19 protein-coding genes and 2 tRNA genes are annotated in these 22,967 nt (G+C 52.1%); 18 read left to right on the top strand and 3 right to left on the bottom strand.

Annotated elements, in window-relative coordinates; genetic code table 11:
* Positions 1-160 precede the first annotated feature (160 nt).
* Positions 161-232, bottom strand: a tRNA-Arg gene (locus DWY84_RS02375).
* 104 nt (positions 233-336) lie between these two features.
* Here DWY84_RS02375 and DWY84_RS02370 point away from each other — a divergent pair.
* From DWY84_RS02370 to DWY84_RS02340, 7 genes are all read left to right on the top strand, one after another.
* Entirely contained in the window at positions 337-1,344 is a 1,008-nt protein-coding gene (locus DWY84_RS02370; protein ID WP_118530506.1) for a hypothetical protein, read from the top strand.
* A gap of 94 nt (positions 1,345-1,438) precedes the next feature.
* Positions 1,439-2,467: a tRNA preQ1(34) S-adenosylmethionine ribosyltransferase-isomerase QueA gene (gene queA, locus DWY84_RS02365; RefSeq protein ID WP_118530601.1), complete on the top strand. Its 1,029-nt coding sequence runs from the start codon at positions 1,439-1,441 to the stop codon at positions 2,465-2,467.
* A gap of 133 nt (positions 2,468-2,600) precedes the next feature.
* Positions 2,601-3,374, top strand: coding sequence for a pseudouridine synthase (locus DWY84_RS02360; protein ID WP_118530599.1), 774 nt, complete (start codon positions 2,601-2,603; stop codon positions 3,372-3,374).
* A gap of 84 nt (positions 3,375-3,458) precedes the next feature.
* Positions 3,459-5,513 carry an NAD-dependent DNA ligase LigA gene (gene ligA / locus DWY84_RS02355; protein ID WP_118530597.1) on the top strand — a complete coding sequence of 685 codons (2,055 nt, stop codon included), beginning with the start codon at positions 3,459-3,461 and terminating at the stop codon, positions 5,511-5,513.
* Positions 5,503-6,423, top strand: a complete 921-nt coding sequence (metA, locus tag DWY84_RS02350) for a homoserine O-succinyltransferase (protein WP_118530504.1) — start codon at positions 5,503-5,505, stop codon at positions 6,421-6,423. Before ligA ends, metA begins: the two co-directional genes overlap by 11 nt.
* Positions 6,424-6,523: 100 nt before the next feature.
* Positions 6,524-7,138, top strand: a complete 615-nt coding sequence (locus DWY84_RS02345) for a Maf family protein (protein WP_118530503.1) — start codon at positions 6,524-6,526, stop codon at positions 7,136-7,138.
* A 48-nt stretch (positions 7,139-7,186) separates the two neighbouring features.
* Positions 7,187-8,053: a GTP pyrophosphokinase gene (locus DWY84_RS02340; RefSeq protein WP_118530502.1), complete on the top strand. Its 867-nt coding sequence runs from the start codon at positions 7,187-7,189 to the stop codon at positions 8,051-8,053.
* 11 nt (positions 8,054-8,064) lie between these two features.
* Here DWY84_RS02340 and DWY84_RS02335 read toward each other — a convergent pair whose 3' ends face one another.
* Together DWY84_RS02335 and DWY84_RS02330 are read right to left on the bottom strand one after the other, a co-directional pair.
* Positions 8,065-9,678: a polysaccharide biosynthesis protein gene (locus DWY84_RS02335; RefSeq protein WP_118530501.1), complete on the bottom strand. Its 1,614-nt coding sequence runs from the start codon at positions 9,676-9,678 to the stop codon at positions 8,065-8,067.
* Positions 9,679-9,761: 83 nt separating this feature from the next.
* Positions 9,762-11,750, bottom strand: coding sequence for a fructose-1,6-bisphosphatase (locus DWY84_RS02330; protein ID WP_118530499.1), 1,989 nt, complete (start codon positions 11,748-11,750; stop codon positions 9,762-9,764).
* A 243-nt stretch (positions 11,751-11,993) separates the two neighbouring features.
* Here DWY84_RS02330 and nifS point away from each other — a divergent pair, with 243 nt between their 5' ends.
* From nifS to DWY84_RS02275, 11 genes are all read left to right on the top strand, one after another.
* Positions 11,994-13,178 carry a cysteine desulfurase NifS gene (nifS, locus tag DWY84_RS02325; protein WP_118530498.1) on the top strand — a complete coding sequence of 395 codons (1,185 nt, stop codon included), beginning with the start codon at positions 11,994-11,996 and terminating at the stop codon, positions 13,176-13,178.
* Positions 13,179-13,209: 31 nt separating this feature from the next.
* Positions 13,210-13,647, top strand: a complete 438-nt coding sequence (gene nifU / locus DWY84_RS02320) for a Fe-S cluster assembly scaffold protein NifU (protein ID WP_118530496.1) — start codon at positions 13,210-13,212, stop codon at positions 13,645-13,647.
* Entirely contained in the window at positions 13,644-14,738 is a 1,095-nt protein-coding gene (gene mnmA / locus DWY84_RS02315) for a tRNA 2-thiouridine(34) synthase MnmA (RefSeq protein WP_347560743.1), read from the top strand. Before nifU ends, mnmA begins: the two co-directional genes overlap by 4 nt.
* Entirely contained in the window at positions 14,735-15,937 is a 1,203-nt protein-coding gene (locus DWY84_RS02310; protein WP_118530495.1) for an N-acetylmuramoyl-L-alanine amidase, read from the top strand. Before mnmA ends, DWY84_RS02310 begins: the two co-directional genes overlap by 4 nt.
* A 135-nt stretch (positions 15,938-16,072) precedes the next feature.
* A tRNA-Ser gene (locus DWY84_RS02305) sits at positions 16,073-16,160 on the top strand.
* Positions 16,161-16,269: 109 nt separating this feature from the next.
* Positions 16,270-17,919 carry an ABC transporter substrate-binding protein gene (locus DWY84_RS02300; RefSeq protein ID WP_118530494.1) on the top strand — a complete coding sequence of 550 codons (1,650 nt, stop codon included), beginning with the start codon at positions 16,270-16,272 and terminating at the stop codon, positions 17,917-17,919.
* Positions 17,920-18,047: 128 nt separating this feature from the next.
* Positions 18,048-18,977, top strand: coding sequence for an ABC transporter permease (locus tag DWY84_RS02295; protein WP_118530493.1), 930 nt, complete (start codon positions 18,048-18,050; stop codon positions 18,975-18,977).
* 3 nt (positions 18,978-18,980) lie between these two features.
* On the top strand, positions 18,981-19,829 hold the full coding sequence (locus tag DWY84_RS02290; RefSeq protein ID WP_118530491.1) for an ABC transporter permease: 849 nt from the start codon (positions 18,981-18,983) through the stop codon (positions 19,827-19,829).
* A 13-nt stretch (positions 19,830-19,842) separates the two neighbouring features.
* Positions 19,843-20,856, top strand: a complete 1,014-nt coding sequence (locus tag DWY84_RS02285) for an ABC transporter ATP-binding protein (RefSeq protein WP_118530490.1) — start codon at positions 19,843-19,845, stop codon at positions 20,854-20,856.
* A complete protein-coding gene (locus DWY84_RS02280) occupies positions 20,853-21,719 on the top strand; it encodes an ATP-binding cassette domain-containing protein (RefSeq protein WP_118530488.1) in 867 nt (288 codons plus the stop codon). The genes DWY84_RS02285 and DWY84_RS02280 overlap by 4 nt, the downstream gene beginning before the upstream one ends.
* Positions 21,720-21,796: 77 nt before the next feature.
* The gene (locus tag DWY84_RS02275; RefSeq protein WP_118530487.1) at positions 21,797-22,876 is read left to right on the top strand and encodes a M20/M25/M40 family metallo-hydrolase; all 1,080 of its coding nucleotides are present in this window, start codon (positions 21,797-21,799) and stop codon (positions 22,874-22,876) included.
* Positions 22,877-22,967 lie beyond the last annotated feature (91 nt).

Genomic DNA, 22,967 nt, shown 5'->3' with positions numbered 1-22,967 from the left:
CAGATTGTATTGTAGCATGATGACCATGGAAAATCCAGACAGAAGCAAAGGTCGTTATCTGATGAAAATGACATGATGGATTAATATCCGGAATGAAACAAAAAATCCCTGTGGCACATAGACATTTATGTGCCGCAGGGATTTTTTGGTAAAAGAAAAATGCGTCTGATAGGAATCGAACCTACGCACGCGGCTCCGGAGGCCACTGCTCTATCCACTGAGCTACAGACGCATCTCTATCATGATACTATACTTTTTTCATATTTGCAAGGGGATTTATTGATTTTTTGGGCCCATTTTGATATGATTGTACTATCTTTTGGAGGATATGATTTTATGAGACACGACTGGAAATTTTTACGGGAAAAAGATACTGACACACAGAAAAAAATGCTGCTTCCGGTCCTGGTGATTCCGCTGGTGGTCATTGTACTGATGATCGTCATTGTACTTGCGGATTATGGGAAGAAGCGGTCAGCGGAGCAGGCGGCAGTAACGGAAACGGTGGAAACGGAAACGGAGACGATGCCGGCGGAAACAGAGGATGCGTCTGCGGAGGAAGAAACAGATACAGAATCTGAAACGGAGACAGAGGCTGCGGAGGAAAACGGAGACCCGTACGCAACGGAAAACTTTACCCATGATAGTGTTCCGGAGGTCCTGAGCCTGATGAAGAAGTATTTCGCGGCCCGGGCCAGCGCGGACGCGGATACCATGAATGAGATTTACGGTGTATCCGGCCTTTCCTTTACGGAGCTGGAGCACGAGAAGACACGCCTGCGCAGCAATTCCAAGTATGTGCAGGATTTTGAGAATATCACGACCTATGTGCGTGCCGGTGTAACCTCAGACAGCTGGCTGGTTTACGCGCTGGCTGATATCAAATTCCACTCTGTAAAAACAGCGGCACCCATGATCATGTGGTGCTATGTAGAGAAGGATAGCGAGGGAAACTATCACATCATCAATGACGCGGATCTTTCTGAGGATGTTCTTCAGTTTGTAGATACCTCGAATCATTCGGAAGAAGTGCGCAAGCTGGCTTCCAGTGTCAACGTGAAATTAAAAGAAGCGCTGAATTCCGATGAGGATTTAAACAGCGTTTACGGTGTACTCCGGGATGGTTCTCCGGTTTACGACAATGGAGATGAACCGGAGGTTGTGATCGGAGATGATGAGACTTCTGAGAGCAGCGAAGCGGGCGCGGAGAATGGGGAAAGCGCAGCAGACGGTTCCGCAGAAAATGGCAGCGCGGCTGCTGAGGCAGGACATGGCGCAGGAGCAGAAACACAGGCGGCATCCACAGAAACGCAGAGTGCGGAGACAGCCGCTGCGGCAAACTAGACCAGAAACGATGACCTGGCTGACTGCGCAGATTCAAAAAACAAAAACACAGAATTCACAGATAGAAAAGAAAGAAGATAATACAATGGAAACCATGAATGTAAAAGACTTTTATTTTGATCTTCCCCAGGAGCTGATCGCACAGGATCCGCTGGAGGACCGTTCTTCTTCCCGCCTTCTGGTGCTGGACAAGAACACCGGAGAGACGGAGCACCGTCATTTCCGCGATATCACTGAGTATCTGAGACCGGGAGACTGCCTGGTCATCAACAATACCAAGGTCATTCCGGCCCGGCTGTTTGGTGTAAAAGAAGATACTCAGGCCAAGATCGAGGTGCTTTTATTAAAGCGCCGGGAGAATGACATCTGGGAGACCCTGGTAAAGCCGGGCAAGAAGTGCAAGCCGGGTACCGTGATCGTGTTTGGCGAGGGCCTGTTAAAGGGTACCGTCATTGACGTGGTAGACGAGGGCAACCGTCTGATCCAGTTTTCTTATGAGGGTATTTTTGAGGAGATTCTGGACCAGCTTGGCCAGATGCCGCTTCCGCCATACATCACCCATCAGTTAAAGGACAAGAACCGTTACCAGACCGTATACGCAGAGCATGACGGCTCCGCGGCAGCTCCGACAGCAGGACTGCATTTCACGAAAGAGCTTCTGGCCCAGATTGAGGACATGGGTGTGAAGATTGCCCATGTGACGCTGCATGTAGGACTTGGCACGTTCCGTCCGGTGAAGGTGGAGAATGTGCTGGAGCACCATATGCATTCTGAATTTTACATGGTAGAGGAATCTGAGGCAAAGAAGATCAACGACACCAAAGCGGCGGGCGGCCGCGTGATCTGCGTTGGCACTACCAGCTGCAGAACCATTGAGTCTGCCACGGGCGAGGATGGAATCTTAAAGGCCGGCAGTGGCTGGACGGATATCTTTATCTATCCGGGTTACAAATTCAAGATTCTGGACTGCCTGATCACCAACTTCCATCTGCCGGAGTCTACTCTGGTGATGCTGGTTTCTGCGCTGGCAGGCCGCGAGCATGTACTGCATGCTTATGACGAAGCAATTAAGGAACGTTACCGTTTCTTTAGTTTTGGGGATGCGATGTTCATCCACGATTAAAGAACGGGATAAGAGACAGGCTATCTCTCTGGTGGGGGGATAGCCGTTTTCGGCTTATGGAAACAGGAGCGTGCGCGGCAGAAGGAAAAGAAAGCGCGCAGGAAAACTGGCTGGTGAGAAAGGAAAGAAAACCATGGAAGAAATCCGTTTAAATAAATATCTGAGCGAGCAGGGAGTCTGCTCCCGCCGGGAGGCAGACCGCCTGATTGAGGCAGGAAAAGTCACCATTGACGGCCGAAAGGCAGAGATGGGTGAGAAGGTAACCGGTCAGGAGACGATCATCTGTGATGGCAAACCAGTGGGAAAGGCGGCAGGCGGTAAAAAAGTAAAGCCGGTGCTGCTGGTAGTCAATAAACCGCGGGGAATCGTGTGCACCACTTCGGATAAAGACCGTGCGCCGAATGTGGTAGACCTGATCAAATATCCGGCCAGAGTGTATCCGGTAGGACGCCTGGACAAGGATTCCGAGGGACTTCTGCTCATGACAAATCAGGGTGAGCTGGCCAATGAGATCATGCATGCAGGCAATTTCCATGAGAAGGAGTATCTGGTTACCGTGGACCAGCCCTTCAACGCGGCATTTTTAAAGAAGATGCGTGAGGGTGTGGAGTTAAAGGAGCTTGACGTGACCACAAGACCGTGTAAGGTGGAGGCCGCCGGAGCGAAGACTTTCCGTATTATTCTGACCCAGGGCTTAAACCGTCAGATCCGCCGGATGTGCGCGGAACTGGGCTACCGTGTAGTGACTTTAAAACGTGTCCGTATCATGAACATTCATCTGGGCAAATTAAATACCGGAGACTTCCGCCGGGTAACACCGCAGGAGCTGGAGGAGCTGGAGTGGCAGTTGGAGCAGGCACGCATGGAACGTGAAGAAGCGGATTTGCCAGAGGAACAGGATGAGTAGAGGAGAAGTCCAAATCTGAACAGAGAAAACAGATCTGTAGTTTGCGTAATGAGTGAACCGCAGAAAAACAGGCAGGTGACGAATATGGATCAGAAACAGAATGAAGATAAAATCTTGCGCATGAAGGAGCTGCACCGGCAGCTTCTGGCGGCATCCAGAGCTTATTATCAGGAGAGCCGCGAGATCATGAGCAACTTTGAATATGACCGGCTGTACGACGAACTGCTGGAGCTGGAAAAAGAAACCGGCACTGTCTTAGCCGGAAGCCCGACTCAGAAGGTGGGCTACGAGGTGTTAAGTGAGCTCCCGAAGGAGGCCCATGAGGCGCCGATGCTTTCCCTGGACAAGACCAAGGAAGTACCGGTTCTGCAGGAGTGGCTGGGAAGCCAGAAGGGACTTCTCTCATGGAAATTGGATGGCCTGACCATCGTCCTGACTTATGAGGGAGGAGAACTGGTAAAGGCGGTTACCCGTGGAAACGGTGAGATCGGCGAGGTCATCACCAACAACGCAAAGGTGTTTGCCAATGTGCCGCTTCGGATCCCGTACCAGGGACAGCTGATCCTGCGGGGCGAGGCCGTTATCAAATATTCTGACTTTGCCCGCATCAACGAGGAAATCGAGGATGTGGACGCAAAATACAAAAACCCGAGAAACTTATGCAGCGGATCGGTGCGTCAGTTAAACAATGAGATCACTGCGAAGCGCAGTGTAAATTTTGAGGCGTTTATGCTGGTGCAGGCTGTAGCGGCAGAAAATGCAGGAGCAGCAGAAGACGCGGCGACAGTCGGCATGCCGGATGACGGAACCGACCATGGACGTTTCCACAACTCACGCAGGGAACAGTTTGAGTGGTTGAAGACCCAGGGCTTTGATGTGGTGGAATACAAGGAGGTAAATGCAGCTGCTCTGCCGGACGCTGTGGCGGAGTTTGCGGAAGCCATTCAGAGCTATGACATTCCATCGGACGGCCTGGTGCTTCTGATGGATGATATTGCTTACGGTGATGCCCTGGGACGCACGGCGAAGTTTCCGCGAAATTCCATTGCTTTCAAATGGGCGGACGAGATTCTGGAGACGACGCTTCGGGAGATTGAGTGGAGCGCGTCCAGAACCGGCCTGATCAATCCGGTGGCAATTTTTGATCCGGTTGAACTGGAGGGAACCACGGTGAGCCGCGCCAGTGTCCACAACATCAGCATTATGGAAGCCATGGAACTGGGCGTTGGGGATACCATCACGGTCTACAAGGCCAACATGATCATTCCGCAGATCGCGGAGAACTTAACACGAAGCGGAAACATCGTAATCCCGAAGATCTGTCCGGTCTGCGGCGGTGAGACCCAGATCCGCCAGATGAACGATGTGAAATCCTTATACTGCATGAATCCGGACTGCCAGGCGAAGAAGATCAAAAGTTTCTCCCTGCTGGTCAGCCGGGATGCGTTAAATATCGACGGGCTTTCGGAAGCAACGCTGGAGAAATTTATTGCGGCGGGCTTTATTCACAGCTACGCGGATATGTTCCATCTGGACCGTCACAAAGAAGCCATCGTTTCCATGGAAGGCTTTGGAGAGAAGTCGTATGAGAATCTGATGGCGGCGGTGAAGAAGGCCTCCCACACCAATCTGGTGCGTGTGGTATACGGCATCGGCGTGGCAGGTATCGGTCTGGCAAACGCCAAGATGCTGTGCCGTGCTTTCGGCTATGATTTTGAAAAGATGCGCCATGCCACAGCGGAAGAGCTGACGGCGGTGGACGGCATTGGAGCTGTTCTGGCGGATGCCTGGATCGCTTACTTTGCTTCAGAGAAGAACCGCGAGGCGGTGGATGGATTGTTAGCAGAGCTGACCATCGAGAACGAGGCAGAGAATACCGAGGCAGCCATCTTTGCCGGAATGACCTTTGTCATCACCGGTTCGGTGGAGCATTTTGCCAACCGCAAGGAATTACAGGCGGCCATTGAGGCCCGGGGCGGCAAGGCCACCGGTTCGGTTACCGCAAAGACCACGTATCTGATCAACAATGACGTAACATCCAATTCGTCAAAAAATAAAAAAGCAAAAGAACTGGGAATTCCGATCATTTCCGAGCAGGATTTCCTGAGTATGATGGGGGAAGAAAACAATGCCGATTAAAGTACAAAACGATCTGCCGGCCAGAGCCATTCTGGAGTCAGAGAATATCTTCGTGATGGACGAGAACCGTGCGATGAGCCAGGATATCCGTCCGCTGCAGATTCTGATCTTAAACCTGATGCCGATCAAGGAAGACACGGAAACCCAGCTTCTGCGGGCGCTTTCCAACACACCGCTGCAGGTGGACTGTACCTTCCTGATGCTGTCGACCCACGTATCCAAGAACACCTCGGCCAGCCATTTAAACAAGTTTTATGTGACCTTCGATGAGATCCGCCGCCAGAAATTCGATGGCATGATCATCACCGGCGCTCCGGTGGAAAATATGGAATTCGAAGAGGTTAATTACTGGGATGAGCTGACCTTCATCATGGAGTGGAGCAAGACTCATGTGCATTCGACGCTTCACATCTGCTGGGGTGCCCAGGCAGGCCTGTACTATCATTACGGCATTCCGAAATACAAACGGGAGAAGAAGCTGGCGGGAATTTACCGCCACAAGATCTTAAACCGCAAGATCCCGTTAGTCCGCAGCATGGATGACTATGTGATGGCACCCCATTCCCGCTACACGGAAGTGCGCAGGGAGGATATTGAGAAGCATCCGGAGCTGACCATTGCGGCAGAGTCCCCGGAGGCCGGTATTTTCCTGGTGCTTAACGATACCGGAAGCCAGATTTTTGTTCAGGGACATCCGGAATATGACCGCATGACATTAAACAACGAGTATCACCGTGACTTAAAGAAGGGCCTGCATCCGGAGCTTCCGTGCAACTACTACGAAGACAATGACCCGTTCAATGTTCCGGTCCTGTCCTGGAGAAATACCTCCAATACCCTGTACGCGAACTGGCTGAATTTCTATGTATACCAGACGACCGATTATATTCTGACGGTGGATGAGGAATAGTCAGCCTGCAGCAATATACCGGGAATGCGCCGGATGCGGAAATCCATACAGTGATTGCGGGAATGCAGTATAAATAAAACAGAAACGGGAGAAAGCAGTTATGAATACAAATGCAGCGGGTGGATTCCCACATGTAATTCTGGCATCGGCATCTCCGCGCCGCCTGGATCTTTTGCGCCAGGCAGGCATAGAGCCGGAGGTGGAGCCGAGCCATGTTGTGGAGGTAATCCGCAGCACAAAGCCGGACGAGGTGGTGATGGAGCTTTCCAGACAGAAAGCAGAAGACATTGCCTCCCGCCACACCGGGGAAGATGTGGTGGTAATCGGCGCGGATACCGTGGTGGCGTTTGACGGAAATATTCTGGGAAAGCCAAAGGACGAGGCGGATGCGGTCCGCATGATCGCTTCATTTCAGGGCAAAGCGCACCAGGTATACACAGGCGTGACCCTGGTGTTTTGTGGAAAAGCAGGAGAAAGACCGGATGACCGGTGGAAAACCATTACCTTTGCGGAAAAAACGGATGTGTTTGTCTGCCCCATGACAGAGGAACAGATCAGGGGCTATGTAAAGACCGGGGAGCCAATGGACAAGGCCGGAGCTTACGGCATTCAGGGGCGTTTTGTGGTCTGGGTGAAGGAAATTTCCGGGGACTACAACAATGTGGTGGGACTTCCGTTAGGCCGTGTATGCCGGGAATTGCTGGGGATTTCCTGAGCAGATTCCATTTCGGGAATCCATACCAGAATGACACCAGGAGATGCTATGATTAAGAAAAAAGACTTTCTGAAAGAATATAATATTGAAAAAGAAACCCTGAAAAAAACAGGGATGAAATGGGAAGAACTGAATTCCATTTATGACAGCTACTGCCGTCTGGAGCCGCAGTTAAAGAAGATCGGCAAGGATTTTGTGAATGATTACCTGTACGATATTGAAAAGGCGGGCATCCACTCTTATCGTTACCGGACGAAAAAGGCCGGGCATCTGCTGGAGAAGATCATCCGCAAAAAGAGTGAGCAGCCAGACCAGTACAAATACATCAACCGGAAGAATTACTACAAGTATATGACCGATCTGATCGGAATCCGCGTGTTCTTCCTGTATCGTGAAGATTGGATTCACTTCCACAATTATATTACGTCGGTGTTTGAGAATGACCCGGCAAACTACATTGAAGACCGTCTGCTGGATTTTGATGACGACCCGGATCACTATTACATTGCGGAGCGCCCGAAGGTATACCGCCGGACTGGTGATACCCGCATTTACGATAAGAAGCTCATCGACATCAAGTCCGACGGCATTTACCGTTCTCTGCACTACATCATCAAGTATAAAGGCTACTACGTGGAAATCCAGGGAAGAACCCTGTTCGAGGAGGGCTGGAGCGAGATTGACCATGATATCGTCTATCCATATTACCAGGATGATGAGATGCTTTCCGATTTCTCCACGCTCTTAAATCGTCTGGCCGGTATGGCCGATGAAATGAGCTCCTATTTCCGCCGTATCAAGCAGCAGCGTCAGGAGCAGCTGGAGAAGGAGCATGCGGAGAAAGAGGCGCAGAAGAAACTCGAGAAAGAAGCCCAGAAGAAGCTCGGGAAAGAACAGAAAAAGCTGGAAAATTGATTCCAGCTTTTTCATTTTCTCAGTATATGCGCATACAAAAGCATCACCCCATAGCAAAATGACAGCAGCAGAATCTGCCCGGAGGTCTTGAAAAACAACGGCATGGCACCGGCAGGAGCGGGCAAAAATCCGGAAACAAAGTAGTGAATGCCAATGGCCAGGAACAGCAGGATGGTCGGCTTGGCAATCATGTCCCAGGCATTCCAGATGAAGGGGATCCGCCGTTTTAAGGACCACAGGTGCGCCAGGGCCAGAAACATCTCACTGGCCAGCATGCCGCAGAGGTAGCCGTAGATTCCGAAAACGGGAATGGCAGCCACCACAAAGCAGAGTCGAAGGAGCATGGCGGCAACACTCTGCAGAAAGGTAGTGCGGGTGCAGCCCAGGCCGTTTAAGATACTGCCCATGGTGGCAGCCAGGTAGAGGAATGGACAGAGCCAGGCAAGGATCTGCATACAGCGTCCGGCCTGTTCTTCCTTAAATACGCTGATGCCCAGGGGAAGGCCGAACAGTACAAAGATTCCAATGCAGAGAATCCCCATGTAGAGACTATAGCGCAGTGACATGGAAACACTTCCGGCAATGCTTTCTGTGCGGCCCTCTGCCTGATCCTTTGCTACGCTGGGAAGCAGCAGGACAGCAATGGAGTTGGTGATGGCGGAGGGAAACAGAATGAAGGGCAGGGCCATACCGGTGAGGATTCCGTAGACAGAAAAGGCTTCGGCATCGCTTAAGCCAGACATTTGCAGACGGTTGGGAATCCAGACAGCTTCGGCACCTGCCAGAAGGTTTAAGATCAGGCGGTTTCCCATGAGGGGAAGCGCGAGGGACATGAGCGGGAGAAGACAGGAGGATCCATTCGCCGGAACCTGCATGCGGCGGGGCAAAATTGCGCTGTGAGGAATCTGCGGAGTGGACGGGGCGGTCCTGGAACTTGCGGCACTGTCTGGAATTTCAGCAGACAGATTCGTGGTTTGTCTTTGCGGCGGAAACAGAACCAGGCACAGCAGGTTAAAGGATGCCGCCCCGATTTCTCCGATCAGATGACCGTATACAGCCAGCCGCACGGTGATTTCTGTTCCTTCTGCCGCCCATTTTCCTGCGATCAGGAACACCAGGCTCATGCGGACAACCTGCTCTGCTACCTGGGAAAAGGCGGGAACCCGGGATTTCTGGGAACCATAGCAGTAGCCGTTGGCGCAGGCGTGGAACGAGGCAAAGGGCAGGGAAAGACCCATAACCGGCAGATAGGGACTGCAGCGGGGCTCCATAAGAATGCGTGCTGCGATCCAGTCCTGCTCATGACAGATCAGGAAAGCGAGAATGCCGGAGAGTACCATGGAAATATAGAGACCGGTGCGAAAGATCCGGCGGCCCTGACTCTCGTGGGCAGCTATGTACTGGGAAAGGGCAGTCTGGATAGAACCGCCGCAGATGGCAAAGCAGATGCCGTAGACCGGATGCACCATATTGTAAATGCCAAGCCCCTCAGCACCGATGGCGCGAGAGAGGAAAATACGGTAGAAAAAGCCCAGGAGGCGGCAGAGAAAGCCTGCGGCCGTGAGCAGCAGCGTGCCGGTGAGAAAGGCGCGCTTTTTCTCGGAAAGACCGGAATAGAAAGACATAAAACAGCCCCCCGGCCGGAAATCTTATTACAGGATATGAAGCTCCCGCAAAAATCAGAACCGGCCATGAGGGCTGCGTTACTTTAATTTTTTATGTAGCGTTCTACCAAAAGTCCGCTGTGATAAGCCATGAGAAGCTGCTCTAAATCCGCAATCTTCTCCCGGAGTACAGCGCCGGTGTCGGTGTCGCCTACCAGCTTTCTGCGGTCCGCATGCCGAACAATGACGCTGTCAGAGTGAATGTCAATCTCTCGCTCAATGGCAGCTTCCGTGGATTCGAACGGCTCCAGGGCAGACAGAATCAGGCCGTAGGAGTTGTAGGTTAAGGTGTAGCCTGCGATACCGGTTTCTTTCTGGTATGCCTTGGAGAATCCTCCGTCGATAACCAGAATCTTACCTCCGCATTTGACCGGACTTTCGCCATTCTTGGAACGGACCGGAACGTGGCCGTTGATGATGTGGCTGCCCTTTTCCGGCAGTCCGAATTCGGCCAGAATGTGGTTGACTACGGTTTCATTCTCCAGATAGCGGTAATACGGGTTCTTCTTTTCTGTGTGGGTTTCCTTTTCTGCCAGGAAATAGCGCTCAAAGGTTGCCATCTTGTCCTTGCCAAAGAGCGGGGAATCCGGATTTAGCCAGATGTACCACATAATATCGCGTCCCAGTGTCTTTTCGCGCTCCGATACGCCCATAAAAGCCTTGCGGATGTAGCTCTCCAGAATATCATAGAGGGCACGGCCATGGAAGCAGGAACCGTTGATCTCGATTTCCTTGAAGCTTCCGTCCTCATTTAACGGAATGCAGCCGTGGTAGAGCAGATTCCTGTTGTAGATTTTGTAGAGGCTTCCTTTGGCCAGCAGGAACTTTACATGCTGCTGGAGCTTTTCACAGTTTAAGAAGGCCTTGCTTAAGCGGTCCATGATATCGGCCTCGATCGGGGTGTAGGCGTAGGGATCCTTCGGGTCAATGGTCGGGAAGTTGGTATCTAACAGGTCGTAGGTATGCGGTGTCAGATTTCCGTTCTCATCCGGCATATCCAGGGTGATGGTGCCGTGCTCGTAGTCGATGCGGTGCAGCAGATTCCGCTGTTCCATGTGATACTCCGGATGCGTCTTGATGAGCTGGCCCTCGGCCTTGAACTGGATGATGGAGATGGCTTTGTGCATTTTTAAGTTAACTTCCACCTCATACTGGTTCAGTTCATTGGAACCCTTTAACTTAAAGCAGGTACACGGGTCGTCCTTGTAGGTATTTAAGGCGAAGGTGGCAAGGGGCAGCAGGTTGATGCCGTAGCCATCCTCCAAAATATCCAGGTTTCCGTAGCGGGCACAGATACGGATGACATTGGCAATGCAGCCCGGCTGGCCTGCGGCAGCGCCCATCCACAGAACATCGTGGTTGCCCCACTGGATGTCCACGGAGTGGTAGCTCATGAGCTTGTCCATGATCTTGTGCGGGCCAGGGCCTCGGTCGAAGATATCTCCCACGATATGTAAGTGGTCAATGACCAGACGCTGGATCAGCTGGCTCATGGCAATGATGCATTCCCGGCCGCGGCCGACGTGGATGATGGTGTTGACGATGGCGTTATAATAGGAAGCCTTGTCCACACTGTCATCCTTCTCGGTGATCAGCTCTTCCAGGATGTAGGCAAAATCCTGCGGCATGGCCTTGCGGACTTTGGAGCGGGTGTATTTGCTGGCTGCGCGTTTGCAGATCTCAATGAGACGGTACAGGGTGATGCGGTACCACTCATCTTTGTCTTCGGTGACCTTTAAGATCTGGTCCATTTTCTCTCGTGGATAGTAGATCAGTGTGGCAAGGGTACGCTTGTCCTGCTGGGACAGGGTATTGCCGAATACCTCGTTAACCTTGCGGCGCACGGATCCGGAACCGTTCTTCAGCACATGGGCAAACGCCTCGTCCTCACCGTGGATGTCAGTAAGAAAGTGCTCCGTTCCTTTTGGGAGATTTAAGATGGCCTCCATGTTGATGACTTCGGTAGAGGCGGCCGCAATGGTGGGATACAGATCAGCAAGCCGCTCTAAATAACGGATTTCCGGGTAATTCATATAAACCTCCTTGTTTGCGATCATAATATATGATAGATTGATTATAGCACAGATACGGCCAAAAGCCGGGATGGGGATTGTACTTTTTCGGGAAATCGAGAAAAATTTTCATAAATTTGTTAATTCCTATTGAAATACTATGAAATAAAGACTATAATAAGCCTGTCAATATGACAGGCTGGCTGCTCTGCGCGGACAGCTGAAAAATTTAAGTATATCTTTCCAGGAAAGGTGGATTTATAGATGAAGAAAACAATCTATTTGGATAATGCGGCAACAACCAAGACCAGACCAGAAGTGGTTGAGGCTATGCTTCCATATTTTACGGAGTTTTATGGCAACCCGTCCTCTATCTACAGCTTCTCTGATGAGCCGAAAAAGGCAGTTGCAGCAGGTCGTGAGGCTATTGCAAAGTCAATCGGCGCAAAGACCAACGAGCTGTACTTTACCGGCGGCGGCAGCGAGTCTGACAACTGGGCTTTAAAAGCAACTGCAGAGGCATACAAGAGCAAGGGCAATCACATCATCACCAGCAAGATCGAGCATCATGCAATCCTGCATACCTGCGAGTGGCTGGAGAATCATGGCTTCGAGGTTACCTACATCGATGTAGACGAGAACGGTGTTCTGAAGTTAGATGAGCTGAAGAAGGCTATCCGCCCGACTACCATTCTCATTTCCGTGATGTTTGCAAATAACGAGATCGGAACCATCCAGCCGATCAAAGAGATTGGCGAGATCGCGAAGGAGCATGGCATTCTGTTCCACACCGACGCGGTTCAGGCATACGGACATGTGCCGATCAACGTAGATGATTTTAACATCGACATGATGAGTGCCAGCGGCCACAAGATCAACGGACCGAAGGGAATCGGTTTCCTTTACATCCGCACCGGTGTGAAGATCCGTTCCTTCATCCATGGCGGCGCGCAGGAGCGCAAACGCCGTGCAGGTACCGAGAATGTTCCAGGTATCGTAGGTTTTGGCAAGGCAGCAGAGATTGCTGCTGCAAACATGGAAGAGCGCATCAAATACGAGAGCGAGCTGCGTGACTATCTGATGGATCGCGTTATCGCTGAGATCCCATACGCACGCATCAACGGCAGACGCGAGAACCGTCTTCCGAACAACGCAAACTTCTCTTTCCAGTTCATCGAGGGTGAGTCCATGCTGATCATGTTAGACGATAAGGGCATCTGCGGTTCCAGCGGTTCTGCATGTACCTCAGGTTCTCTGGATCCGTCCCATGTGCTTCTGGCTATCGGACTTCCTCACGAGATCGCGCATGGTTCCCTGCGCTTAAGCTTAAGTGAAGAGACCACCAAAGAGGATATCGACTACACCGTAGACAACTTAAAAGCAATCGTAGCAAGACTGCGCAGCATGTCCCCGCTGTATGAGGATTTCATCAAGCATCAGGCAAAGTAATTGGTTTTCATAAGAAAAGGAGATAAACACTATGTATTCAGATAAAGTTATGGATCATTTCCAGCATCCGAGAAATGTAGGTGAGATTGAGAACGCAAGTGGTGTCGGTACCGTCGGCAACGCAAAATGCGGTGATATCATGAGAATTTACCTGGACATCGATGACAACGGCATCATCCGGGACTGTAAGTTCAAGACCTTCGGCTGCGGCGCTGCAGTAGCAACCAGCAGTATGGCAACCGAGATGGTAAAGGGCAAAACCATTCAGGAAGCCCTGGAAGTAACCAACAAGGCCGTTATGGAGGCTCTGGACGGACTTCCGCCGGTGAAGGTACACTGCTCCTTACTGGCAGAGGAAGCAATTCATGCAGCTCTGTGGGATTACGCTGAGAAGAAGGGCATCAAGATCGAAGGTCTGGAGAAGCCGAAGTCTGACATCAGCGAAGAGGAAGAGGAAGAAGAGTATTGATTCAGGCAGAAAATAAAAAGAAGGTAGTAGTTGGAATGTCAGGCGGCGTCGATTCATCGGTTGCCGCCTGGCTTTTAAAGAAACAGGGGTATGACGTCATTGGCGTCACCATGCAGATCTGGCAGGATGAAGAGGAGACCGCGCAGCAGGAAAACGGAGGCTGTTGTGGTCTTTCTGCCGTTGATGACGCAAGACGTGTTGCATGGCAGCTGGAAATCCCCTATTATGTCATGAACTTTAAAAAGGAGTTCAGGGACAATGTCATGGACTATTTCGTGGGCGAGTATTTATGCGGGCGGACTCCGAATCCCTGTATTGCCTGCAACCGCTATGTAAAGTGGGAATCCCTGTTAAAGCGAAGCCTCGACATTGGGGCAGATTATATTGCTACCGGTCATTATGCGCGGGTAGAGCAGCTGCCAAACGGCAGATATTCCTTAAAGAAATCTGCTACTGCGGCAAAGGATCAGACCTACGCGCTGTACAATCTGACCCAGGAGCAGCTTTCCCATACGCTTATGCCGGTGGGGGAGTATACCAAGGACCAGATCCGTCAGATCGCGGAGGATATCGGCCTGCAGGTGGCCCACAAGGCAGACAGTCAGGAAATCTGCTTCATTCCGGACAATGATTACGCGGGCTTTATTGAGCGTGAGGCAGAAAACGTGCCGGGGCCGGGGAATTTTGTGACGGCAGACGGAACGGTCATTGGCCGTCATGAGGGCATCACTCATTATACCATCGGCCAGAGAAAGGGCTTAAACCTTGCCATGGGACATCCGGTATTCGTGACGGAGATCCGCCCGGAAACCAATGAGGTGGTCATCGGTGAGGCGGGAGATGTATTTACCGATACCCTGGTCTGCAACAAGTTAAACTGGATGGCCATTGACGGCCTGCACGGAAAACCCATGGAGGTAAGCGCCAAGATCCGCTATAGCCACAAGGGCGCTCCCTGTGTCATTGAGGAGATTGGGGAAGATCTGGTGCAGTGTCATTTTTCAGAACCGGTCCGTGCGGTAACGCCGGGACAGGCAGTCGTATTTTACGATGGAGATTATGTGGTCGGGGGAGGAACCATCATCCGATGAGAAAGAAAAGTGTATTACTTGGGGTGGCGGCAGCCACCATGCTTATGACGGCAGGGTGCCAGTCGAAGTACGAAAAGATTGAAGCGCCAGGAGCAATCGTGGAATCCGCGGCAGAGGAGCAGAAAGCAGGAATCAGTGAAAATAAGGCGGAACTGACCACCGAATCTGCTCCTGCCATGGAAGCACGGGATGAGACCGTGTATGTGAAAGCGACGACCCTAAACTTAAGGGTCTCTCCGGCACCGGGGGCGGCGGTGCTGGCCGCTCCCGCAAATGGAACGGCGTTAAAGCGCGCCGGAGATAACGGAACCTGGAGCCAGGTGGAGTATGAGGGAAAGACCTGCTATGCGGCTTCAGCCTATCTGACTACGGAAAAGCCGGCAGAAACCGCGGCAGCGTCCGGTCAGGATGGTCAGGCGGGCGCATCTGCGGCAGCCTCTCGGAATGCGGGAGAGGTCGGCCTGAATATGGACTGGAAATATGCTTCTCTGTCGAAAATCAACAGTGGCAAGGCTGTGCTCTACCGCTCTGAGGCGGCATCCCGTAAGAATAAAGTAGTCTGTGTCAATGCTGGTCATGGAACCAAGGGCGGCAGCAGTGTGAAGACCCAGTGCCACCCGGATGGAACTCCGAAGGTGACCAGCGGAACCACCAGCGCCGGAGCAACCACGGCAGTAGCGGTATCCGGCGGCATGACTTTTGCGGACGGAACTTCGGAAGCAAAGGTAACCCTGGCTATGGCCAAAGTATTAAAAGACAAGCTTCTGGCCCGGGGGTATGATGTACTGATGATCCGTGAGAACGATGATGTCCAGCTGGACAATGTGGCCCGTACTGTGCTTGCTAACAATATGGCGGACTGTCATATTGCGCTGCACTGGGATTCTACGAAGAGCAACAAAGGGGCATTCTACATGAGTGTTCCGAATGTGGCTTCCTATCGTGCCATGGAGCCGGTGGCATCCCACTGGCAGCAGCACAATGCCCTGGGCGAGAGCCTGGTGGCAGGTCTGAAAAATGCAGGCGTGAAGATCTTCTCCGGCGGCAGCATGGAGATGGACCTGACCCAGACCTCCTACTCCACAGTTCCCTCCATTGATATCGAACTGGGAGACGGCGGTTCCGATCATTCAGCGGCAACCCTGGATAAGCTGGGAACCGGCCTGGCAGACGGTGTGGACGCATACTTTGGAAAGTAGGTATTTTCAGAAGAAAAATGCGTATAAACGGCATAAAATAGCAAAGAAATAGGGATAGAGATATTTACAATCAGCCATTTTTCGTGTATACTGATTAAGTTATTGCGGCAAAGCGTTACAGTGCCGGTAACGGATGGAGATATACCCAAGTGGCTGAAGGGTCCGCACTCGAAATGCGGTAGGTCGGGCAACCGGCGCGAGAGTTCAAATCTCTCTATCTCCGTAAAGCAACCGGAATTCCCCGGATCTCCGGGGGTTCCGGTTTTTGTGTTCAGAGGGGATTTTCCTCTGAACGCGCCTTCATAAAAGTTCCACATGAGAGGAGAAAAGTTATGAAAAAGAAATTTTTAACGGCTCTGGTATCTGCCAGTGTTGCAGCCCTGGCATTAAGCGGCTGTGGCGGCAAGACTTCTGAGACTACCGCAGCGGCAGACCAGAACAGCGCTGCAGCAGAGAGCGGCGCTGAGACCGCAGGCGAGAACGGCGCAAAGAAGGTGCTGCGTTTTGGACAGGCAAACGCAGGCGAGGGCCTGGATATGCAGACCTCTACCAGTTCCAGAGCGGCATCCATCGCAGATGAGGTAACGGAGAGCCTGCTTCGTTTTGACGATGATAACAATGAGGAGCCGGTGCTGATCACCGATTTCCCAACCGTTTCTGACGACGGGCTGACCTACAGCTTTGAGTTAAAGCAGGGTGTACACTTCACCAACGGCACCGAGCTGACCAGTAAGGATGTTAAGTTCACCTTTGAGCGTATGTTTACTCCGGCTACTGCAGCAAAGAGCACTGCTTACTTCAACATGATCAAGGGCGCACAGGATATGCTGGCAGGAAGTGCCACTGAGCTGGCTGGTTTTGAGGTTGTGGATGATTACCACTTCAACATCACCCTGGAGTATCCATTTGCACCGTTTGTAAAGAACATTGGTACTTCCTACGCAGATATCTTCCCAGAGGACGCATGTACCGAGGCAGGCGAGAACTGGGGTCTTGGCACCAATCTGATCGGTACCGGCCCGTACAAGATTGCGGAGAACGATGACACCACCCAGGTTGTTCTTGTGAAGAACGAGGATTACCACGGCGGCGAGGTAAACTTAGACGAGCTGGATATCATCTTCTACGACGATGACCAGACCAAGCTGATCGCCTACGAGAACGGCGACATTGACCTGGCAGACTTAAACGCAAGCCTGTTAAGCCAGTATGAGGCAAACTACGCAGATGAGATCACTGCTTATCATCCGCTGGGAACCGCATTCATTTCCCTGAACTTAAACGACCAGTACTTAAGCAATGTGAACGTAAGAAAGGCCATCTCCCTGGCTATCAACCGTGAGGAGCTGGTAAGCGCAGTATTAAACGGCGCTGGCATTCCGGCTACCTCCTACTTAAACAACGGCATCCCGGGACATGACGATTCCCTTTCCGTATACGAGTATGATCCGGAGCAGGCAAAGGCACTCCTGGCTGAGGCTGGCTATGCAGATGGCATCACCATCAGTTCTGAGGTCCGTCAGGCTGACCAGGCTGTATTTTCCGCCATTCAGGGTTACCTGGCTGAGGTTGGCATTAACCTGGATCTGACCGTAGTTGATAACGCAACCTACAACTCCGACAGAACCGCAGGCAAGATCCCGATGACCGGAACCACCTGGAACGCGCTGTACCCGGATGGAGATTTCCAGATGTACAACTACTTCTACTCCAACAGATCTGACGCACAGGGCGTATTCTACAAGAACGATGACTTTGACAAGCTCTTAGACGAGGCAAGAAAGTCTACCGATGAGACTGCACGCGCAGATATGTACAAAGAGGCAGATAAGATCCTGTCCCGCGAGGATTACGCATGCATCCCGCTGTACTATCCGCAGTCCCAGTTCATTGCAAAACCGTATGTGAAGAACTACAAGGTTGGCAACCTGATCTATCATTTCTGGAATGTGGATGTTGATACCGCAGCACAGAACCAGTAAACAGAATCTGCATTCACAGGGGCACACGGCCCGGTGAAAACAAAAGCGCTCCGGCGCGTGGGGGTCCGGCAAAACGGACTCCCTTTTTTCTGTTTATCTATTTTACGAAACAAAAAGGAGGAGATCGCTTGATCCGATATATCATAAAGCGGGCGGCCCTGGCTGTCGGCATCATTTTTTCCATCTCCCTGATCACATTCTTTATCCTGAACGTGATCCCGGGAGACCCGGTAGCGGCAATGCTGGGTGAGTTCGCGGATGCGGACAAGATCGCCCAGGTAAAGGCCCAGATGGGACTTGACACCCCGCTTCCGGTCCAGTACTTTAACTGGCTGAAAGATCTTCTGCACGGAGACATGGGAACCAGTTATTTCCAGAAGAAACCGGTCATTACCCTGATCCTGCAGGCATTCCATTACACGGTCATCATGGCTACCGCAGCCTATATTGTAGCGCTGATCGTGGGCCTGACCACCGGCATTCTGGCGGCTGTTTACCATGACCGTCCGCTGGACCGCATTCTTATGAGCCTTTCCGCCCTGGGAATTTCCGCCCCGTCTTTCTGGGTAGCGATTATCCTCCAGATTTATGTAGGACTGCGTTTTGATATTTTCCCGGTATCCGGCGTAAAGAGCCCCATCGGCTACGTGCTGCCCTCCGCGGCTCTGGGTGTGCGCTACGCGGCATCCATTGCCCGCATCACCCGTGCCAGTATGCTGGAGGTGACCGGCCAGGACTTTGTCAAGACGGCTTATGCCAAGGGACTGTATTCCTGGCGCATTATCCTGATTCATATTTTCCAGAACGCCCTGGTGCCGATCATCACCGTGATCGGTACGGATATTGGCGCGCTTCTGACTGGATCCATGATCACCGAGAACGTGTTCAACATCCCGGGAATCGGAAAGCTTCTGATTGATGCCATCCACCGCAGAGACATTCCGCTGGTGCAGGGCGGTGTCATCTATGTGGCGGCCATCTGTGTCCTGATCTACTTTATCGTGGACATTCTGTATGCGGTCATCAACCCGAACATCCGCCTGACGAAAGGAGAATAGCTGATGAGAAAAAAGAATTATTATTCCGAGAGCTTAAAGCTGTTCTGGAAAAACAAGCTGGCGGTGCTGTCGCTGCTGATCCTGGTGATCCTGGCTGTGTCCGCAATTCTGGCCCCGGTGCTGACCCCGTATGATCCGAACAAGCAGGTCCTGGCAGATAAGCTGCTGTTTCCAAGCTCCGAGCATTTGTTTGGTACCGATGAATTCGGCCGTGACATTCTGACACGCTGTCTCTATGGCTGCCGCGTATCCTTAAGTGTCGGCCTCATCTCCCAGCTGATTGCTTCCGTGATCGGTTACTTTATGGGTGTGTGTGCCGGCTACTTCGGAAAGAAAGTGGACGATGTGATCTCTTTCCTGATCCAGGTCTTTTCCAGCTTCCCGGCTCTTTTGTTTGCTATGGCGCTGATGTACGCGCTGGGCTCCGGACTGATGAATCTGTATCTGACCCTGGGATTTTTATCCTGGGCCAACACCGCCCGCCTGATCCGCGGCACGGTGCTGCAGTTAAAGGAGCAGGAGTACATTCAGGCCTGCCGCATTGACGGCGGAAGCAGCCTGCGCATCATTTTAAAGCATCTGTTCCCGAACTGCATCCCGATGCTGATCGTATCCTGTACCCTGGGCATTCCGTCCGCGATCCTGACTGAGGCCAGCTTAAGCTATCTGGGACTTGGCGTGCCGAGCCCGACTGCAAGCTGGGGTTCCATGATCTCCGGTGCCCAGACCTTCATTCGTACCAACACCTACTACAGCCTGTTTCCGGGACTCTGCATCATCCTCACCGTGATCGCCTTCAACACGCTGGGCGATGGACTGCGGGATGTGCTGGACCCGAAACTCCGCAAATAGAAAGGAAGACGACATGGAAAACGAAAACATTCTTATAATCAAAGATCTGGATGTGCGGCTGTTTACCGACCGCGGCGAGCTTCCGGTCATCGACCGTTTGAGTCTTACCCTGAAGGCTGGAGAAACCCTTGGCATTGTGGGTGAGAGCGGCTGCGGAAAGAGTATGCTGGCATCTGCCATCATGGGACTGATCGCCCATCCGGGAAAGGTAACCGGAGGCAGCATTCAGTTTGAAGGCCAGGAGCTGGCAGGGATGAAAAAGAAGGATCTGCGCAGGATCCGCGGCACCGGCATCTCCATGATCTTCCAGGAGCCGATGACCAGCTTAAACCCGCTGATGACCTGCGGGCGTCAGATCGTGGAGACCATTACCTCTCATGAGAAGGTGAGCAAAGCAGAGGCGAAGGAGCGTGCCCTGGATATGATCCGTTCCGTTGGCATCGCCCGCCCGGAAAAAGTATTTTCTGAGGTTCCGGCCCAGCTTTCCGGCGGTATGCGCCAGCGTATCATGATCGCCATGGCGCTGATCTGCAGGCCGCGGCTTCTGATCTGTGACGAACCGACCACGGCGCTGGACGTAACGGTGCAGGCCCAGATCCTGGGACTGATCCGCCGCCTGCAGAAGGAAACAGGAACTTCCGTTATCTTCATCAGCCATGATATGGGCGTCATCTCCCAGATGGCAGACCGGGTAGCGGTCATGTACGCGGGCCAGCTGGTAGAATATGCCGAAGGGGAAAAGATCTTTACGGAGCCAAAACATCCCTATACCCAGGGACTGCAGGCAGCCATCCCGCGTCTTGATGAAGAAAAAGACACCCTGCTCAGCATTCCGGGCAATGTGCCGATGCTCTATGAACTGCCGAAGGGCTGTATCTTCTCTCCGCGCTGCGCCCACGCAACGGAGCGGTGCAGAAATGAACGCCCGGCGCTCGTGGAAAACAGCGGTCATCTGGTGCGGTGCTTTTTGTATGAGGACAATAAAAAACAGACTAAGAGTCAAAGCAAGGGAGGAGCGCAGGCATGAGTGAGACGATCCTTCAGGTAAAGAACTTAAAGAAATATTATATGGTGGGCAGAAAGGGGCTGTTCGGGGAAAAGGAGTATGTCAAATCCGTGGACGGTGTCAGCTTTGAACTGCACCGCGGTGAGACTCTGGCCATTGTAGGCGAGAGCGGCTGCGGCAAATCCACCACCGTGAAATCCCTGATCCGCGTGACGGAGCCGACTTCCGGCGAGGTCATCTTAAAGGGCCAGGATTTCCTGAAATTGAAGGGCGAGGAGCTGAAAAAAGCCCGCAGAAATATCAAGATGATCTTTCAGGATCCCTACAGCTCCTTAAATCCGCGTATGACGGTGCGGGATATCATCGGGGAACCGGCGGATATCGAGCATTGTTATAAAAATGAGGAAGAGCGCGAGAATCTGATCCTGGATACCATGGAGATGGTTGGTCTGAACAAAGACTTCGCGGACCGTTATCCCCATGAATTTTCCGGCGGACAGCGCCAGAGAATTGGTATTGCCCGGGCCATCATCTTAAAGCCGGAGATCATCATCTGCGATGAGCCGGTATCTGCGCTGGATGTATCTGTGCAGGCGAAGATCATCAACCTCTTAAAAGAACTTCAGCAGAAGTTAAACATTTCCTATATTTTTATCTCCCACGACCTGGGCGTAGTCAAGCACATCGCGGACCGCGTGATGGTGATGTACCGCGGCCATGTGGTGGAAGAGGGAACCCGGGATGAGATTTTCTCTCATCCAAAGCACGACTACACAAAGCTGCTGTTAAGCAGTATCCCGAGAATCGGAGAAAAAATGGATTTTGAAGCATTTGATTCTTCGTATCAGGCGTGCTATGATGAACTGGACAAAGAGAACAGCTGATTGCCGGTGTCTGTACAACATGAGGCCAGGAATGGAAAAGCTGTTTGGAACTGGAAGAAAAACGGAGGAAGCAATTTATGAAACTGGACAGAAGCCAGATTGAAGCGGATTTCCGTGCCCTGATCGGACCGCTGTGTGACGCAGTTGGACCTTCCGGGTTCGAGGATGAGGTGGCAGATCTGTTAAGAAAAGAGCTGTCTGGCTGTGATGTGGAGCTTTCGGATGACGTGATGGGAAACCTCATCGCGTATAAGAAGGGAAATAAAAAGGGCAGCGTGCTGATCGCAGCCCATATGGATGAGATCGGACTCATCATTCGCCACATTGACAGCAAAGGCTTTTTGTGGGTAGAGACTCTGGGCGGCATCGCGCCGCAGCAGTTTTTCGGCAAGCATGTGATCATCAAGACGGAGACCGGCCATGTGGACGGCATTGTGCAGTCCCTGCATCCGGGACGTCCGGACCGCTGCTCCGAAATGCCGAAATCCGCCCAGGAGTTTTACATTGAGGTGGGCGCGGAGAGCCGCGAGGAAGTATATGAGATGGGAATCGAGGAAGGCAATTCCGTTTCCATCTGCTATCCGGTGATTTTCCTTGGAAAGCACAGGGTAGGCGCAAAGGCATTAGATGACCGGGCACTGGTATTTATTCTGTTAGAGGTGTTAAAACTCTTAAAAGATGACGCCGATGTACCGGATATCTACGGCCTGTTTTCCACCCAGGAAGAGGTGGGAGCCCGCGGTGCCATTGCGGCAGCCACCCGCTTAAAACCGGATGTAGCCCTGGCTCTGGACATGAGCCTGGCTGTGGACATTCCGGGTGTTTCTGAGAGCCGCTACATCAACGAGCTGGGCCGCGGCACCTCCATCAAGGTGATGGATAAGCTGAGCTCCGGCGTGGGCGGAATCCTGGCAAACCGGGATTTAGTCCGGGAGATGAAGCAGATCGCAAAGGCCCACGATATCCCCTACCAGATCGAGGCCTATGCGGCAGGCGCTACCGACGCAAGCTTTATGCAGACCTTAAACGGCGGCATCAAGAGCGGCGGCATCCAGATCCCGATGCGTTATGTGCATTCCTATGAGGTCTGCGATATCCGCGATGTGGTGGACAGTGTAGAACTTCTTTACTGGTATGTAAAGGACGCGCAGATCTAAGGCGCAGGAGAATATTACAGGGTATCACGAGAAAAGCCAAAAAGGGACCGTTAAAAATGGCCCCTGAATATACACAATAAAGGAGAACAAA

Origin of the sequence: Clostridium sp. AF27-2AA (genome assembly GCF_003478505.1) — a bacterium.
Taxonomy (GTDB): Bacteria; Bacillota; Clostridia; order Lachnospirales; family Lachnospiraceae; genus Brotaphodocola.
The sequence above is the reverse complement of the archived record's forward strand: the minus strand, read 5'-3'. Positions and strand labels throughout refer to the sequence as shown.

What these genes read in the sequence shown, in the direction of transcription:
- metA (WP_118530504.1), top strand. Translation starts at nt 5,503, where the DNA reads ATGCCGATTAAAGTACAAAACGATCTGCCGGCCAGAGCCATTCTGGAG.
- queA (WP_118530601.1), top strand. Translation starts at nt 1,439, where the DNA reads ATGAATGTAAAAGACTTTTATTTTGATCTTCCCCAGGAGCTGATCGCA.
- DWY84_RS02300 (WP_118530494.1), top strand. Translation starts at nt 16,270, where the DNA reads ATGAAAAAGAAATTTTTAACGGCTCTGGTATCTGCCAGTGTTGCAGCC.
- DWY84_RS02275 (WP_118530487.1), top strand. Translation starts at nt 21,797, where the DNA reads ATGAAACTGGACAGAAGCCAGATTGAAGCGGATTTCCGTGCCCTGATC.
- nifS (WP_118530498.1), top strand. Translation starts at nt 11,994, where the DNA reads ATGAAGAAAACAATCTATTTGGATAATGCGGCAACAACCAAGACCAGA.
- DWY84_RS02345 (WP_118530503.1), top strand. Translation starts at nt 6,524, where the DNA reads ATGAATACAAATGCAGCGGGTGGATTCCCACATGTAATTCTGGCATCG.
- DWY84_RS02280 (WP_118530488.1), top strand. Translation starts at nt 20,853, where the DNA reads ATGAGTGAGACGATCCTTCAGGTAAAGAACTTAAAGAAATATTATATG.
- DWY84_RS02310 (WP_118530495.1), top strand. Translation starts at nt 14,735, where the DNA reads ATGAGAAAGAAAAGTGTATTACTTGGGGTGGCGGCAGCCACCATGCTT.
- DWY84_RS02370 (WP_118530506.1), top strand. Translation starts at nt 337, where the DNA reads ATGAGACACGACTGGAAATTTTTACGGGAAAAAGATACTGACACACAG.
- DWY84_RS02330 (WP_118530499.1), bottom strand. Translation starts at nt 11,750, where the DNA reads ATGAATTACCCGGAAATCCGTTATTTAGAGCGGCTTGCTGATCTGTAT.
- DWY84_RS02340 (WP_118530502.1), top strand. Translation starts at nt 7,187, where the DNA reads ATGATTAAGAAAAAAGACTTTCTGAAAGAATATAATATTGAAAAAGAA.
- DWY84_RS02290 (WP_118530491.1), top strand. Translation starts at nt 18,981, where the DNA reads ATGAGAAAAAAGAATTATTATTCCGAGAGCTTAAAGCTGTTCTGGAAA.
- DWY84_RS02360 (WP_118530599.1), top strand. Translation starts at nt 2,601, where the DNA reads ATGGAAGAAATCCGTTTAAATAAATATCTGAGCGAGCAGGGAGTCTGC.
- ligA (WP_118530597.1), top strand. Translation starts at nt 3,459, where the DNA reads ATGGATCAGAAACAGAATGAAGATAAAATCTTGCGCATGAAGGAGCTG.
- nifU (WP_118530496.1), top strand. Translation starts at nt 13,210, where the DNA reads ATGTATTCAGATAAAGTTATGGATCATTTCCAGCATCCGAGAAATGTA.
- DWY84_RS02335 (WP_118530501.1), bottom strand. Translation starts at nt 9,678, where the DNA reads ATGTCTTTCTATTCCGGTCTTTCCGAGAAAAAGCGCGCCTTTCTCACC.
- DWY84_RS02285 (WP_118530490.1), top strand. Translation starts at nt 19,843, where the DNA reads ATGGAAAACGAAAACATTCTTATAATCAAAGATCTGGATGTGCGGCTG.